The organism is Yersinia alsatica (assembly GCF_902170305.1).
GTDB lineage: Bacteria > Pseudomonadota > Gammaproteobacteria > Enterobacterales > Enterobacteriaceae > Yersinia > Yersinia alsatica.
In genome coordinates this window covers 63,355-78,259 of the sequence record NZ_CABHWW010000026.1, presented here as the reverse complement: position 1 = coordinate 78,259, position 14,905 = coordinate 63,355, and the positions used below count along the sequence as shown (strand labels likewise).

Below are 14,905 nucleotides of genomic sequence, written 5' to 3'. Positions count from 1 at the left end.
AACGCCGCTAACAACCCTGTGACTTCAAGAACAAAATAAATGCCCAAAGTCATTGGAGTTGCAGGTAGGCAGCAAGCGAACACATCCCGATGAGCTTACATTAGTAAGTGATTCGGGTAAGTGAACGCCGCTAACAACTCTGTGGTTTCAAGGACAAAAGAAATGCCCAAAGTCATTGGAGTTGCAGGTAGGCAGCAAGCGAACGCATCCCGATGAGCTTACATTAGTAAGTGATTCGGGTAAGTGAGCGCCGCTAACAACTCTGTGGTTTCAAGGACAAAAGAAATGCCCAAAGTCATTGGAGTCGCAGGTAGGCAGCAAGCGAACGCATCCCGATGAGCTTACATCAGTAAGTGATTCGGGTAAGTGAGCGCCGCTAACAACCCTGCGGCTTCAAGGACGAAGGGGATTTTGGGCTTGTTCTAGTAATCTATCCCACAACCCCAAAACTAACACCTGATCCGGCGGCGACAATTCACCCGCCTTGATGGCTTTGTCCAAACTATGCTGAACACGTGCATGTAGCTGCTCGGCGGACGTTTCACCGTGCTCTTCGGATTCCGCCACTGCTAGCGTCAAATGGCCGCGTAGATAGCCACCCGCAAAGAGATCATCATCACTGGCGTGCTCTACCATGTCGTCAATTTGCGCTAAAATATGCGTTTCGAAATCTGCGATCATTACTTTTCCTCAATAACACGCTAATTTTCAAACCACAGCGTATTGGTTGCTTTCGCTCATCCGAATCACTGACATATGTAAGCTCATCGGGATAAACTCTTTCGCCGCCTGTCTGTGGTCTGAAATTTATCGGGTATATATTCTATGTTCTGCATCCGAAGCCATTGCTCTCGAAGGATAGCAACCCTGCGGCTTCAAGTTCCAAGGATGGGGTTAAACTCAATCTTCCGGGTAAGGGAAAAGTTCGGCTGCCAGCAGCGGCGTATTGTAGAACGATTGTAGCGCCTGAATAAAGCCCGCAGGTCGTGGGGATATTCCGTTTTCCAGATGCCACAGCACCTGTTCACGTACTTTACGCTGGAAGGTTATCCGGTCTGGTTCACAATCGCCTTCCAAATTGTCGCAACTGACATTGAAAGGAAAACCGGCCGCAACACAAAACATCCACTCCAGTGCCTGGGGTTTTATCTCGACAACTTCAAACTGGCTCTGAGTTAATGCATCGCGCCCATCAGGGCAATACCAATAACCAAAATCCACCAGCTTGCGCCGCTCTTCACCAGCGATACACCAATGAGAAATTTCATGCATGCCGCTGGCATAATAGCCATGAGCAAAAATGACCCGATGATAAGCAAACTGGTCGTCGGCGGGCAGATAGATAGGTTCGTCGTCACCTTTTACCAATCGCGTATTATATTCATCACTGAAACAAGTATTAAAAATGTCGATTAACTGCTGGTAGTCATGAGTCATGCTGGGGTCCGTAAGAGCGGTATCGGCAAGGAGGCAACTTCACTATTGCCCCAGATACCTTAAGTTATGCGAAAACGTGTAATCCTAGCCAGGAGGAGATCTCGGCACCGTGGCTGTCGTACAGTAGCTTGCAGCTCATTACGAATGACACCACGACAATCATTGGGCGAATTAACTTCTGGCCTTTGGTCAATACCATATGCGCGCCCAACCGAGCGCCTAAAACTTGCCCCACCAGCATCACCAGCCCAATGCCCCACACCACTTTGCCGCCAACGATAAAGAAAATCAGGCTGCCTAAATTAGAGGTGAAATTGAGCACTTTGGCATGAGCAGTGGATTTAGCCAGATTGAAGCCGCATAGCGTCACAAAAGCCAATGCATAGAATGAACCGGCACCTGGGCCAAAGAAACCATCGTAAAAACCGACACCACCGCCAGCAATCAAGGCAAAGGGTAAAGCCGACAAACGCCGCTGCTGATCAACTTCGCCGAGCTTGGGAGTGACCAGAAAATAGACGCCGATCCCAATCACCAGCAGCGGCAGTATCTGCCGTAACAGGTCCGCGCGCATATGCTGGACCAAAATAGCCCCCAACATCGACCCCACCACGGTTAGCGCAATGGTTAGCCGTTGCTCCTTTAGATTCACCGCGCCGCGCCGAATAAAATAGAGGCTGGCGGAGAATGATCCGCCAACGGATTGCAATTTATTGGTGGCTAACACCTGTGCGGGAGGGAGCCCTACAGCCAATAGCGCCGGAACAGTCAGTAACCCGCCGCCGCCAGCAATAGAATCAATAAAACCGGCCAGCAGAGCAACTAAAAACAGTATCCCCAAAACCGCAGGACCAAGGGCAAACCAATCCATGATTTATTCCGCAGCGAAATGATTGTCCAGCAAAGCCTGACAGGAAGGTGGCAATGGTGGCGGTAAGGTTTTGCCCGGCTTAGCACTTGGCTGATGAGGCTGGAACCAACTTTCTAACTCTGCACCACAACCATCACCGGGTGGCGGTGTATCTTGATCCAAACATTTCAGACTATCTGCTGGGCAACGTAAACGCACATGCATATGGGCACGATGACCAAACCATGGGCGCACTTTATGCAGCCAATTGCGATCTGCGCCAGCATCCAGACAAAGCTGCTTTTTAATCGCTGGATTGACAAAGATGCGTGTCACTTCATTATCATTTGCCGCCAGTTTTATCAAACTTTCAACTTGCGGTTGCCACAATGCAGGAACCACTCGTTTACCGTCGGCTGCAACCAAATCAATCGGTTGCGGTTTTAGCAATTGTTGCTGACTCCAGCGCTGTGATGGCAGTTGCAGCCAAATATCCACATCCAGCCCCGACTGATGGCTGGCATGACCGCTACTAAAGCGCCCGCCAGCAGGCATTGCCATATCGCCAATCAGCACCGTTCCTAACTTATTTTGCTGGGCTTTAGCACTGAGACGATGAATAAAATTCAATAAATCAGGATGACCAAAATAGCGGCGCTGATCCGCTCGCATTACCTGATAGTCGGCTGACTCAAGCGGTAAAGGCATGGCACCAATCACACAACCATTGGCGAAACCACCAATGGCCTGCGGAGCACCCGTCACCGGGTGGGTAATTTGCTGCCAAGGGGTCGCTGCCACGGCCGGGCCAACAGCAATCAGTGCCGCCAAGGTCATGACCCCTGCAATCCATTTGTTCATTGTGTCTACCAACGCGGAACGTCAGAAACCACATCACCACACTGGGCGCGTTGGCGCAGCAAGTGATCCATTAATACAATCGCCATCATGGCTTCAGCAATTGGGACGGCACGAATGCCAACACAAGGATCATGACGGCCACGGGTAATCATCTCAACCGCTTCGCCCTGCCGGTTAATAGTTTGTCCTGGCACTGTAATACTGGAGGTAGGTTTTAGCGCAATATGCGCCACAATCGGCTGCCCGCTGCTGATCCCACCCAAGATGCCACCGGCATGATTGCTTTGGAAACCTTGCGGGGTAATTTCATCGCGATTTTCGCTGCCCCGTTTGGTTATCACCGCAAAACCATCACCGATTTCCACCCCTTTCACCGCGTTGATACTCATCAGCGCATGGGCCAAATCAGCATCTAAACGGTCAAATACCGGCTCACCTAACCCTACTGGCACATGTTCAGCCACCACAGTGATTTTGGCACCAATCGAGTCACCGGCCTTTTTCAGCTCACGCATCAAGGCATCCAGTGGTTCTAATTTACTGGCATCTGGGCAGAAGAATGGGTTTTGCTCAACCAAATCCCAGTCGATTAACTCACAGCTGATATCACCGATTTGTGCCAGATAGCCACGCACCTGTACGCCAAATTTCTGAGCCAGATATTTTTTAGCAATGGCACCAGCAGCAACCCGCATTGCGGTTTCACGGGCAGAAGAGCGGCCACCACCACGGTAATCACGCACACCATATTTCTGTTCGTAGGTGTAATCAGCATGCCCTGGACGAAACACATCTTTTATGGCGCTGTAATCTTGTGAACGCTGGTCGGTATTTTCAATCATCAACCCGATACTGGTACCGGTGGTCACACCTTCAAAAACACCAGATAGAATCCGCACCTGATCCGGCTCACGACGTTGAGTGGTATAGCGCGAGGTGCCGGGGCGACGTCTGTCGAGATCCAATTGAATATCGGCTTCAGTAATAGGGATGCCCGGTGGGACGCCATCGATAATACACCCCAGGGCAATGCCGTGAGATTCACCAAAAGTGGTGACGCGGAAAAACTGCCCAATACTGTTCCCAGCCATCACGGTTCCTCTAAGTCATTAAGTTCACTGCCAGCATAATATTAACCGGCTGGCAGTTTTAAAAGTGATGATTAATCACGATACATGCTGAAATGTGATGAGCAGTCAATAAGTTGCTGTTTAGTCAGCATAAAGACGCCATCCCCACCATTGTCAAACTCCAACCAAGTGAAGGGTACATCTGGATACTCATCCATCAAATGCACCATGCTGTTGCCCACTTCGCAAATCAGCACGCCGTCATCTTGTAAGAAATCAGGCGCACAAGCCAGAATTCGGCGCGCCAGCTTCAGGCCATCACTGCCCGCAGCCAGCCCCAGCTCAGGTTCAAAGCGGAACTCTTGTGGCAAGTCAGCCATGTCTTCAGCATCGACATATGGCGGGTTAGTGACAATCAGGTCATATTTGATTGGCGGTAAATCACGGAACAGATCAGAACGAATTGGCGTGACCTGATGCTCCATGCCATGCTGTTGGATATTATGTTCAGTCACTGCCAGCACATCGTTAGAGATATCAACGGCATCCACTTCGGCTTCTGGGAAGGCATAGGCGCAAGCAATCGCAATACAGCCACTGCCGGTACACATGTCCAAAATATGCTTAGGTTGATAACGAATAACGCCATCAAAGCGGTTGTTGATCAACTCACCAATCGGTGAACGTGGCACCAGCACGCGCTCATCGACATAATATTCCATGCCGCAGAACCAAGCTTTATTGGTCAGATAAGCCACTGGAATACGTTCATTAACACGGCGAATAACCCGCTCAACAATGCGGTGACGCTCACTGGAAGTCAGCCGCGCATTGCGCATATCTTCTGGAATATCAATCGGCAAGAATAGGCTTGGGAAAACCAACTGCACCGCTTCGTCCCACGGATTATCAGTACCGTGACCATAAAAAATATTGGCCGCATTAAAACGGCTGACTGCCCAGCGCAGCATATCCTGAATGGTGTGCAGCTCATTTACTGCTTCATCGACGAAAATCTTGTCCAAAATATTCTCCAGCGGGTACGTAAAATCATTATCTATCTGCCTAGTTTGCCATGAAGCCCGCCACAAATCAGCAGCAATACATCAGTTGCATGATAACCAAATAATGAAAGACACATTTAAGACAGATTAAAGTGGTTAATCTACGCGGGACATTAGGTAAACTGGGGAAAATGAATAAGCACGATGAATAGACAATGAAAAATAAATATCACCTGACAACTGATGAATTACAGCTGTTTAAAGAGTCGATCGCTGGGGCGAAAAAGCTGAAACAAGACACGATTGTTCACCGTGCGCCGCCTAAGCTGGGTAAAAAAATTGCGCCAGAACGATTGCTGCAAGAACAGGTCGATGCCAGTTATTATTTTTCCGATGAATTCCAGCCGCAATTGGATACCGAAGGCCCGACGCGCTATGTGCGACCCGGCGTTGACCATTTTGAAGTTAAAAAGCTGCGTCGTGGCGACTACTCGCCCGATATGTTTTTGGATTTGCACGGATTAACGCAGAAACAAGCCAAGCAAGAATTGGGGGCGCTAATTGCGGCCTGCAAACGTGAGCATGTGCACTGTGCCTGCGTCATGCATGGTCACGGCAAACATGTGTTAAAACAACAAACCCCGCTATGGTTGGCGCAACATCCTGATGTGCTGGCATTCCATCAAGCCCCTAAAGAGTGGGGTGGCACGGCTGCATTACTCGTGTTAATTGAGCTAGCTGAATAAGTAAGATTTATTTTTTTGTATTTTAGGCTACAGCTTTATTTTGTTAGTGCCTCTTAGTCCTGCTTAGCGTTGCGCGATTATCTCTGTTCATTGATCTAGCTTGAATGTGGAATTACTCGTACTGCTAAACTGACTAAGGAGCTATCAATATGATGAAAAATACCCCTATATCAAGCCAAAATACTTATCTAGACGCGGTATCAAACACCCGCGGTGGTAATGATTACACTTATAATCTGGGGGATGGTAACAAAGAACTCAAACTCCCCCGAGGGTCTCGCGATAATACCCTAATATTGGGTGCTGGCATTACTCCAGAAATGCTGCATTTCGAAGTCATTAGAGGCGGTTTCATCCCTCAAACGAAAATCACCATTAAGGGCGCCAACCCTAGCAACAGCTTAATTATTAATGAAAATCTTAACTCGAAATTCTCAGGCTTTAATTCGCTGAAAAATATAGAAGTTGGTGGTGTAAGTCTGTCAATGCGGGATATCCATGCAGCTCTGTTCCAACAGCAGCAACCTGTATTCCCGAAGATCCCGACAGAGGCAACCAATCAGGCGACAGAAACGCTTGATAGTGGCGACAATACCCTCACACTCAATGTGCAACCCGTAGCGACTGATGATGCCATTATCTTTCCACAGGCAACCAATCTGGCGACAGAAACGCTTGATAATGACGACAATATCCTCACCTTCAACAAAGGTGACGGTCATAAATTTATCGACTTCACTAAGTTTGACCGTTTTGGGGGGGAGAATACGTTGGTCTTTGGCAAGGGTATTACCGAAGATATGTTGACCTATATTGATGGGGATAGTTTTGATAAGTATGAAATCAGGATTAATGGTGGCGAGACAGGTGACCGAATTACTATCTCGAATATTTCAACTCGAATAATCGGGCCTAGATTAGACTACATCGAGGTTGAGGGTATCTTGATAACAGTGGGCGACATATCGAAGACAGAGAAAGTCGCTATAAAAAGAGAAAATATAAAACCAGAGTTTCTGTACTCCCTAGAGATTACTCCCGTCACACCGGATGCAATAGCATCATTCGGTGCTGAAAATGAGCTACAACCAACTTCCTGCCATTGCAATCCTGCAATAACTGTCAGGCCGTTGGGTCATGGTATCATTGCGGCGGCATAGTCTTAATCAGACTTCGTAAGATTCTCAGTAATAACATTTGATAATGGCAGCTTGCTTCAATACGGGCAAATCAAAAAGGGCGCAATAACAATTGCGCCCTTATCGGTTCATATTTATATGTTATAAATCAACCGTGGCAAGCCTTCGCCAGAAGCTGTGTTGGACTCACCTGCCAGTCAAAAGTCCCCTTGCCTGTCTCGCCATTCAAATCAACACAGGCGATTGCCGAAGTTGCAAACATCGGCGGGCATTGCCCCGGACAAAGTTCAGCCACCAGATACCCAACCAGTGGCAAGTGCGAGATAACCAGCACCGCCGCACAATCTTCTTTTGCCAGCGCCTGCAAATAACAGCTGACAAAAGCGGCATCCCCACCGGGCGTTAATTCTGGCATCACTTCTTGTTGTGGCGGCAGTGTCAACACTTCGCGCACCACTTCCAATGTTTGCCCTGCACGTAAATAAGGGCTGACCAGAACCTGATCAACATCGACTGACTGGTCATTTAGCCAGCTTGCTATCTGACGTGATTCATCCTGACCACACAGAGTTAGAGGCCTTTGCGCATCACTTGCTGCATCAAGAGCCGCGTCACCGTGACGCATAATGAAAACTTGCATATTGCACCGTTTTTGTTAACAAAATAACGCTATACAGAAACGCTTTGCGTGCTGTACCGCCGAAACCTTTGCCCATGAGCAAAGAAACTTCATAACGATAACGCGCCGTCTCTCTATGGCGGCCGGGCATTTTGCCTGAAACTTAAGGTAAAGAAAATGGCTGTTTTTTACACCGAGGTATCAACAGCCGCCCCTGATTGGTTACAAATTAACCATATCAATAGCTTAATCTAAATTCTATCACCTGCACAATAAGTGGCTATGAATTCATTCTGGCACGAATAGTCACTTAACGTGATTCTGATTTAAGGTAGCGCGGCTTGTTCCCGCTGTACAGCCACCTTATCCCTTAGAGTTGCAGGCGGTGATCCTGCTCACACTGTTAATTATAGAGTGTTGACCTGCACAAAAATGGGTGAAAAAACACGCTGAAAGCATTTTAGTGCCTCTAGCGGCTGGCACTATCCTTGCCCTGATCTTCGTTCACTTGGCTTTCCTGCGGGTAAAATTTCTGCTGTTGCTCCGCCATCGTAACCAGCCGTTGGCAAGGAGCAAAACGCTCACCGTATTTCTGCGCCAGCAAATTAAGTGTTTTCACCACTTTTTCGGCCCCCAAGCTATCCATATAGCGGAATGGTCCACCAAGGAATGGCGGAAAACCTATGCCAAACACCGCGCCAATGTCACCATCTCGTGGTTGACGAATAATAGATTCATCGAGGCAGCGAGCGGCTTCATTCAACATCATCATCGTGCAGCGCTGTGCGATTACCGCTGATTGAAGGTGGGCCTTGGGTGTGACGCCAAGCAAGGTATAAACACTGGTATCAACTTGCTTACCCGAGTCTCTTTTCCACTTAAAACCGGTACTTTTAGCCGGATACAAATAAAAACCACGGCCATTTTTACGCCCTTTACGCCCATCCTTCAAGATGACATCAAATGAAGCGGGTGCCGCGAAACGTGGCCCTAACTGCTCCACCAGAATTGGCATTATCTTGGTACCGACGTCAATTCCTACTTCGTCCAGCAAGGTAATCGGGCCAACTGGGAAGCCGAAATCTACTAAAGCTTTATCGATAGAATCAATAGGTTCACCATCCAGTAAGCAGCGCGCAGCTTCATTGATATAAGGTGCTAGAATGCGGTTTACATAGAACCCGGCGCAATCCGCTACCACAATAGCTGTTTTCCCTTGTTTACGGGCTAAAGCAACTGTGGTGGCAATGGTTTCTTCACTGGTTTTGGCATGAGGGATAACTTCAACCAACGGCATTTTATCCACCGGGCTGAAATAGTGCAGGCCGATAACATTCTCTGGCCGTTGTGCCTGTGCCGCAATCTGACTTATTGGCAGCGATGATGTATTCGAGGCAAAAATAGTGTGCTCGGTAGCAAAGTTCTCAATATCGGCAACCATTTGTTGCTTCAGGGATAAATCTTCAAATACCGCTTCCACAACAATATCAACATTGCTGAAGCCACAATAATCCGTGCTGCCGGAAATCAACATCATCTGCCGCTGCTGTTCAGCTGGACGCATGCGTTTACTGCGCACCCGTTTGCCTAAAACATCCCAGGTATATTTCAGTGCCTGATTAATGCCCTGTGGATTGATATCTTTGATACGCACAGGCAGGCCCGCACGGGTCGCGGTGACATTAGCAATGCCGCCGCCCATTAAGCCGCCGCCTAATACCCCGACACGATGAATAGCACGAGGTTGCGCGGCACCACCGGTCTCTTTTTTCAGTGAGGTGGTCGCAAAAAATAGACTGCGCAACGCCGCCGACTGAGGAGACATCGCCAGCTCACCGAAAGCTCTGGCCTCGGCTTCATAACCGGCAGGGCCGCCGTGATCCAGCCCTTTGCGTACCACGTCAATAATGCGCTCAGCTGCGGGATAATGGCCTTTGGTCTTCGCCAGCGTTTTTTTGCGCACAATGCTAAACAACAGTGCCTTACCTAGCGGGCCGCTGAGTAAGCGCTCCTGCCATGGCAATGTCGGCCTATCAAGCCATCCTGCTTTTGCCCGTTGGATAGCCACATCCAACAAGATATCCTGCGGTACGATATCGTCCACCAGCCCCATTTTGAGCGCCTGACGCGCACGAACCTGCCTGCCGGTCAATATCATATCCAGCGCCTTGCTCACCCCTACCAAACGCGGTAGGCGCTGTGTCCCGCCCGATCCTGGCAATAAGCCAAGCTGTACCTCCGGCAGACCCAGGACAGTTTTATCATCCAGAGAACAAATGCGGCTATGACAGGCCAGCGCCAATTCCAGACCGCCGCCCAGACATGCTCCATGAATAGCCGCCACCACTGGCACCGGAAATGCGGCAATTTGCGCCAAGATAGCCTGCCCTTTTTGCGCCAAAACGCGAGCATCCTGTGCAGTACGGCAAGCCGCTATCATGGTGATATCAGCACCGGCAATAAAAGAGTCTGGCTTGCCAGAAATAATCACCAGCCCCTGCAATTGGGTCAAAGCCTGTGCTTGTTGCAGTATCTCGGCAATTTGTTCTGCGAATTCAGTCTTTAGGGTATTCACCTTATCGCCCACAACATCAATGGTGATAACGCCGATATTGTCGGGCCGAACACTGAGGGTAAATACCGAATGGGCTGGAGCAATCATATCCACGATCACTGTTTCGTCACTGCTCTTGATGACCTTCTCCTGATTCATTACTCCACCTCCAAAATCATTGCGGCACCCAAGCCCCCCGCCGCACATGCCGTGGTTAACCCTAGTCCACCACCACGGCGACGCAATTCATTAAGTGTTTGAGTAATCATACGCGCCCCGGTTGCAGCAAAGGGGTGTCCATAAGCAATAGAGCCACCTAATACGTTGAATTTACTCATATCAACTTCACCAATTGCCTGGCTTCGGCCCAGTTTTTCACGTGCAAAACTGTCGCTGGCAAACATTTTCAGGTTAGCTAATGTTTGCGCGGCAAATGCTTCATGCATATCGATAAGAGTCAGGTCAGCTAAGGTAATTCCAGCGCGATCCAGCGCCAGTGGCGTGGCATAAGATGGGCCTAACAACATATCTTGCCAGACATCAATGGCAGAAAATGCAAAACTGCGCAGATAGCCCAGAGGCGATAACCCCAACTCTTTGGCCCTTGATTCACTCATCATCATGACTGCGGCGGCACCATCAGTCAGCGGTGTGCTGTTCGCCGCCGTAACACTGCCATGTTTGCGATCAAACGCGGGGCGTAATTTGGCATATTGCGCCATTGTGGAGTCTTTACGAATATTGTTATCTTCGACGATAGTCTCACGATAAGGTGGAATATAGGCAGTCATTACCTCATCTTGCAATAACCCCTGCTGCCAGGCTTGCGCCGCCATTTGATGGGAACGCAGTGCTAAAGCATCTTGATCCTCACGGCTGATACCATAGGTTTTTGCCATCTGCTCGGCGGTATCGCCCATGCGCAGACCGGTTGAGTATTCAGCTACCGCGGGCGCAACAGGGAGTAAATCGCGCAATTTCAACCGACTGAATAACTTCAATCGCTGGGATAAAGTGCGTGCTTTGTTCACGTCAACCAAGGTTCGCGCCAGTGCTTTACTGACGCCAATGGGCAAGACGGAAGAAGAGTCAGCGCCGCCGGCGATCGCCACAGTCACCGAACCGGCAATAATACTTTCCGCGACATTGGCTACGGCCTGAAAGCTGGTCGCACATGCGCGGGAGACACTGTAAGCATCGGTATGCACACTCATGCCGGTTCCCAGCACGATTTCGCGGGCTATATTGGGTGCTTCAGGCATTTGTACCACCTGACCAAACACCAGTTGGTCAATTAATTCAGGAGCAACACCACTTCTGGCCAATAACTCACTGACCACAATTTTGCCCAAATCGACAGCGGGCACGCCATGATAAGCAGTTGCCTGCTTGGCAAAAGGGGTCCGCAGGCCGCTTACGATTGCAATGCGATCGCCCTGACGCGTCACTAGCGGTAATGGCTTACTCATAAACGCTCCTGATAAATAAAATGGCTTCTATTAAAGCATAACAAATAACAGGTCAGACCTGATCTAATGATTGTTAACCAAACATTTACATTTGGTAAACCTATAGAGCAGGAAAGTGAGAGCAGGAGCAACTTTTAAGAATAAAAAAAGTGGGCGGCAGAGTTGAAGAGTGAAGAACCGGTGTGGGGATGATTAATCTAAGGTAATAAATTTACAGAGGAAATAGTACCAAAAGAAACGCGAAGCAAAAAGCTCCGCGTTTGATAGTAATTTAGCTTACCTGAGTAACTCAACAGCAAGGCGCAAATTAACGCAGACCTAACTGGAAAATCATGGTCTCTGCCTGGCAAGCAAAGGTGAAATCGATAGTCAGGCGTACACCGCCTTCAGTTTCTTCCAGCTTATGTTCGATAAGGCAAGGTTCGGACTCAACAGCGCGCGCTTTTTCAGTCAGCATTTTCAGCATGGCTTCAGCTTCAGCACGATTTTCGAATACGCAACTGTAGGATGCGGTGCAGTCAGTATTGTCCATGACGGTGCCAACATCTACACAACAGCAAGCCGCAGTTTCTTCAGCACTACAGCGATTAATTGCATCTGACATCTTCAATTCTCCTCAACGGATATTTCAAAATAGGTGCAAATTGCCTATCTGGTAGCGCAAACAGCACAAAAATAAGACATAAAACAAAAATAATTTCTCTACCCCTTATTTTACTCTCGTCGGTCACTTGGAACTAGAACTTACTGTTTAAAGGCCTATTAAGTGATGGAAATCACAGTCAAATTGATTGTTCGCTCATCAATATTGTATCAATTGCTATTAAATTGTGAGTTTTTTGTTAACTGCGTCTATTTTTTGCAATCAAAACTGAACAATTTCTAAAACATGCTTGCAACACTGATACAGGTCGGACCTATACTTCAGCCACTGGTCTGCTTTGTCTGACCGATAACGGACCCTACAATCCCGCATTCTCTTGTTACGGTATGTAACATTAATTAAAACAATGAGGTTTTGGTCATGAACCAGAAAAACCTGTTTACCCGATCAGCTCTGGCAGCTGCAGTAGCATTAATTTCATCAAACGTTTCTGCGGCCGGTTTCCAGCTGAATGAATATTCAGCAGCTGCATTGGGCCGCTCTTTCTCTGGTGAAGGCGCTGTTGCTGACAATGCTTCTGTTGGTAGCCGCAACCCCGCCGCAATGACTATGTTCGACCGCCCGTCTTTCTCTGGTGGCTTCGTCTATGTCGATCCAAACGTTGATATCAGTGGAACATCTCCCGTTAGCGGGAGAAGTACTAGTGCCAAGAACATCGCGCCATCAGAGTGGATTCCCAATATCCACTTTATTATGCCGCTGAATGAGCAATGGGCAATTGGTGCTTCTGGTACCTCAAACTACGGTTTGGCGACCGAGTTTAATGACGACTATATTGCGGGTTCTTTGGGTGGTGAGACTGATCTGAAAACCGCTAACCTGAATCTGAGCACCGCTTATCGTCTGAATGAAAACTTCAGCTTCGGTCTGGGCTTTAATGCTGTTTATGCTGATGCGAAAATTATACGACATATCGGTGAAGCCGGTCGTGGGGTTATACCAAACAGCACCGAAGTCACCCGTATGGAAGGGACCAAGTGGGGCTATGGTTGGAATGCCGGTGTCCTGTATGAAGTGGATAAAGAAAACCGTTACAGCTTCACTTACCGTTCAAAAGTGAAAATTGATTTTGATGGTGACTTCAGCAGCCAACTGCCACCACCAAGCGGTACCGGTGGCACAGTTATTCCAGGTGCGTTGACCCTGAATCTGCCAGAAGTATGGGAAGTGTCCGGCTACAACCGCGTGGCACCACAATGGGCGATTCACTACAGCATGGCCTACACCAGTTGGAGTCAGTTTAAAGAGCTGAAAGCCACCGGAACCAACGGCCAAACACTGTTCGAGAAGCAAGAAGGCTTCAAAGACGCTTACCGTATCGCGTTGGGTACCACCTATTATTATGATGATAACTGGACATTCCGTACCGGTATCGCCTTCGATGATAGCCCGGTTCCTGCGGATAACCGTACCATCTCAATCCCAGACCAAGACCGTTTCTGGATCAGTGCTGGTACCACTTACGCCTTCAACAAAGATGCCTCTGTTGACGTTGGTATTTCCTATATGCACGGCCAGAACGTTCATATTACGGAAAAAACCCCAGCAGCATTGGGTGGTACGACCTATGAGTTCGACTCTAAAGGGACTGCACTGCTGTACGGCGTGAACTTCAACTACGCGTTCTAATCACCAGTTTGGCAAGACTTTTGCCCACAAAAAAGCGCCTTGCGGCGCTTTTTTTATATGGCTATCGGAGGTCAACTATCAGTTAGCTGAATCGATGCTTTCCAAATCGCCTTGGATGGCTTGAGCATTGGAATTCACTTCTGGTTTCAGCTGACCGCCGCTTGCCAGGAAGTCATTACGTTGGAAGTAAGCCTCGCGCACCATCAGATACGGGTCAGAAGAGTTACGTAACAAACCATCGGAATCCAACAGCTGTGCACGGGTTTCAACCCCTTCAAGCACCCATTTACCTGCTGACATCCAGAAGGTCAGATAGCTCAACACTGGATAGACGTAATCAGCCGCATTACCCCCATCTTCACGAATCGTAAAGCTGCCATAAGCAGGTAGAACCACATATGGCCCGTAGCCCACATTATAGTGACCAAGTGTAGAACCAAAACGATGAGGAACTTGCTTCGCCAGTTTCGGGTTCGCCATGCTGGCCACATCAATTAACCCCCCCATCCCCAGAATCGTGTTCAGGAAGAAACGGTTAAAGTGCTTCATCGCATTGTACGGGTCACCCACCAAGAAGCTGTTAAGCATGCTGGCCGGCTCTTCAAGGTTACTTAAGAAGTTGCTCGTCCCATTACGTGCTGGCTGTGGCACGTAATCGCGCCAGACAACCGCAACCGGGCGCACAATATAAGGGTCAAGAACCTCATAGTTGAAATTGAACATTGCCCGGTTAAAACCTTCCAGTGGATCTGAGCGGCCCTGCTCCATGTGATCCGGTGAGCTACTGGCGCACCCTACTAACAGTACGGTTGCAAAAGTTAGCCCAATCAGGCGGTAGTTCATATTTTTCTCCATGAAATTCT

At 48.7% G+C, this 14,905-nt stretch carries 14 protein-coding genes; 3 read left to right on the top strand and 11 right to left on the bottom strand.

Features of this window, described 5'->3' with window-relative positions; translation table 11 throughout:
• Positions 1-393: 393 nt before the first annotated feature.
• The 6 genes from FTA96_RS14540 to prmB all read right to left on the bottom strand — a co-directional run bounded on the left by FTA96_RS14540 (position 394) and on the right by prmB (position 5,243).
• Positions 394-681: a YfcL family protein gene (locus FTA96_RS14540; protein WP_050101560.1), complete on the bottom strand. Its 288-nt coding sequence runs from the start codon at positions 679-681 to the stop codon at positions 394-396.
• Between the two features lie 219 nt (positions 682-900).
• Positions 901-1,437, bottom strand: a complete 537-nt coding sequence (locus FTA96_RS14535) for an elongation factor P hydroxylase (protein WP_145574194.1) — start codon at positions 1,435-1,437, stop codon at positions 901-903.
• A gap of 64 nt (positions 1,438-1,501) precedes the next feature.
• Positions 1,502-2,308, bottom strand: coding sequence for a sulfite exporter TauE/SafE family protein (locus FTA96_RS14530; protein ID WP_050109487.1), 807 nt, complete (start codon positions 2,306-2,308; stop codon positions 1,502-1,504).
• A 3-nt stretch (positions 2,309-2,311) separates the two neighbouring features.
• Entirely contained in the window at positions 2,312-3,148 is an 837-nt protein-coding gene (gene mepA / locus FTA96_RS14525) for a penicillin-insensitive murein endopeptidase (protein WP_145574192.1), read from the bottom strand.
• A 5-nt stretch (positions 3,149-3,153) separates the two neighbouring features.
• Positions 3,154-4,239 (bottom strand): chorismate synthase, encoded by a 1,086-nt coding sequence (aroC, locus tag FTA96_RS14520; protein ID WP_050109485.1) that lies wholly within the window; start codon positions 4,237-4,239, stop codon positions 3,154-3,156.
• A gap of 71 nt (positions 4,240-4,310) precedes the next feature.
• Complete coding sequence (prmB, locus tag FTA96_RS14515; RefSeq protein WP_050109484.1) at positions 4,311-5,243, bottom strand: 50S ribosomal protein L3 N(5)-glutamine methyltransferase; 933 nt, start codon at positions 5,241-5,243, stop codon at positions 4,311-4,313.
• A 194-nt stretch (positions 5,244-5,437) separates the two neighbouring features.
• Here prmB and smrB point away from each other — a divergent pair, with 194 nt between their 5' ends.
• The gene (gene smrB / locus FTA96_RS14510) at positions 5,438-5,968 is read left to right on the top strand and encodes an endonuclease SmrB (RefSeq protein ID WP_050109483.1); all 531 of its coding nucleotides are present in this window, start codon (positions 5,438-5,440) and stop codon (positions 5,966-5,968) included.
• Between the two features lie 149 nt (positions 5,969-6,117).
• Entirely contained in the window at positions 6,118-7,128 is a 1,011-nt protein-coding gene (locus tag FTA96_RS14505; RefSeq protein WP_145574191.1) for a hypothetical protein, read from the top strand.
• 127 nt (positions 7,129-7,255) lie between these two features.
• Here FTA96_RS14505 and sixA read toward each other — a convergent pair whose 3' ends face one another.
• From sixA to FTA96_RS14485, 4 genes are all read right to left on the bottom strand, one after another.
• Complete coding sequence (gene sixA, locus FTA96_RS14500; RefSeq protein ID WP_050109481.1) at positions 7,256-7,747, bottom strand: phosphohistidine phosphatase SixA; 492 nt, start codon at positions 7,745-7,747, stop codon at positions 7,256-7,258.
• 448 nt (positions 7,748-8,195) lie between these two features.
• Positions 8,196-10,439, bottom strand: coding sequence for a fatty acid oxidation complex subunit alpha FadJ (gene fadJ, locus FTA96_RS14495; protein WP_186372880.1), 2,244 nt, complete (start codon positions 10,437-10,439; stop codon positions 8,196-8,198).
• Positions 10,439-11,749: an acetyl-CoA C-acyltransferase FadI gene (gene fadI / locus FTA96_RS14490; protein ID WP_145574190.1), complete on the bottom strand. Its 1,311-nt coding sequence runs from the start codon at positions 11,747-11,749 to the stop codon at positions 10,439-10,441. The genes fadJ and fadI overlap by 1 nt, the downstream gene beginning before the upstream one ends.
• Before the next feature lie 307 nt (positions 11,750-12,056).
• Positions 12,057-12,353, bottom strand: coding sequence for a YfcZ/YiiS family protein (locus tag FTA96_RS14485; RefSeq protein ID WP_004708926.1), 297 nt, complete (start codon positions 12,351-12,353; stop codon positions 12,057-12,059).
• Positions 12,354-12,773: 420 nt separating this feature from the next.
• On the opposite strand from FTA96_RS14485, the gene fadL reads away from it, so the two are divergent.
• On the top strand, positions 12,774-14,042 hold the full coding sequence (gene fadL, locus FTA96_RS14480) for a long-chain fatty acid transporter FadL (protein WP_050109478.1): 1,269 nt from the start codon (positions 12,774-12,776) through the stop codon (positions 14,040-14,042).
• A gap of 78 nt (positions 14,043-14,120) precedes the next feature.
• On the opposite strand, the gene mlaA is transcribed toward fadL, so the two are convergent.
• Positions 14,121-14,885 (bottom strand): phospholipid-binding lipoprotein MlaA, encoded by a 765-nt coding sequence (gene mlaA / locus FTA96_RS14475; protein WP_072077952.1) that lies wholly within the window; start codon positions 14,883-14,885, stop codon positions 14,121-14,123.
• Between the last annotated feature and the right edge of the window lie 20 nt (positions 14,886-14,905).

Bases quoted from the DNA above. Each gene is read 5' to 3' on its own strand.
- FTA96_RS14540 (WP_050101560.1), bottom strand. From the start codon at position 681: ATGATCGCAGATTTCGAAACGCATATTTTAGCGCAAATTGACGACATG.
- mepA (WP_145574192.1), bottom strand. From the start codon at position 3,148: ATGAACAAATGGATTGCAGGGGTCATGACCTTGGCGGCACTGATTGCT.
- FTA96_RS14530 (WP_050109487.1), bottom strand. From the start codon at position 2,308: ATGGATTGGTTTGCCCTTGGTCCTGCGGTTTTGGGGATACTGTTTTTA.
- aroC (WP_050109485.1), bottom strand. From the start codon at position 4,239: ATGGCTGGGAACAGTATTGGGCAGTTTTTCCGCGTCACCACTTTTGGT.
- FTA96_RS14535 (WP_145574194.1), bottom strand. From the start codon at position 1,437: ATGACTCATGACTACCAGCAGTTAATCGACATTTTTAATACTTGTTTC.
- sixA (WP_050109481.1), bottom strand. From the start codon at position 7,747: ATGCAAGTTTTCATTATGCGTCACGGTGACGCGGCTCTTGATGCAGCA.
- fadJ (WP_186372880.1), bottom strand. From the start codon at position 10,439: ATGAATCAGGAGAAGGTCATCAAGAGCAGTGACGAAACAGTGATCGTG.
- mlaA (WP_072077952.1), bottom strand. From the start codon at position 14,885: ATGAACTACCGCCTGATTGGGCTAACTTTTGCAACCGTACTGTTAGTA.
- smrB (WP_050109483.1), top strand. From the start codon at position 5,438: ATGAAAAATAAATATCACCTGACAACTGATGAATTACAGCTGTTTAAA.
- fadL (WP_050109478.1), top strand. From the start codon at position 12,774: ATGAACCAGAAAAACCTGTTTACCCGATCAGCTCTGGCAGCTGCAGTA.
- fadI (WP_145574190.1), bottom strand. From the start codon at position 11,749: ATGAGTAAGCCATTACCGCTAGTGACGCGTCAGGGCGATCGCATTGCA.
- FTA96_RS14485 (WP_004708926.1), bottom strand. From the start codon at position 12,353: ATGTCAGATGCAATTAATCGCTGTAGTGCTGAAGAAACTGCGGCTTGC.
- FTA96_RS14505 (WP_145574191.1), top strand. From the start codon at position 6,118: ATGATGAAAAATACCCCTATATCAAGCCAAAATACTTATCTAGACGCG.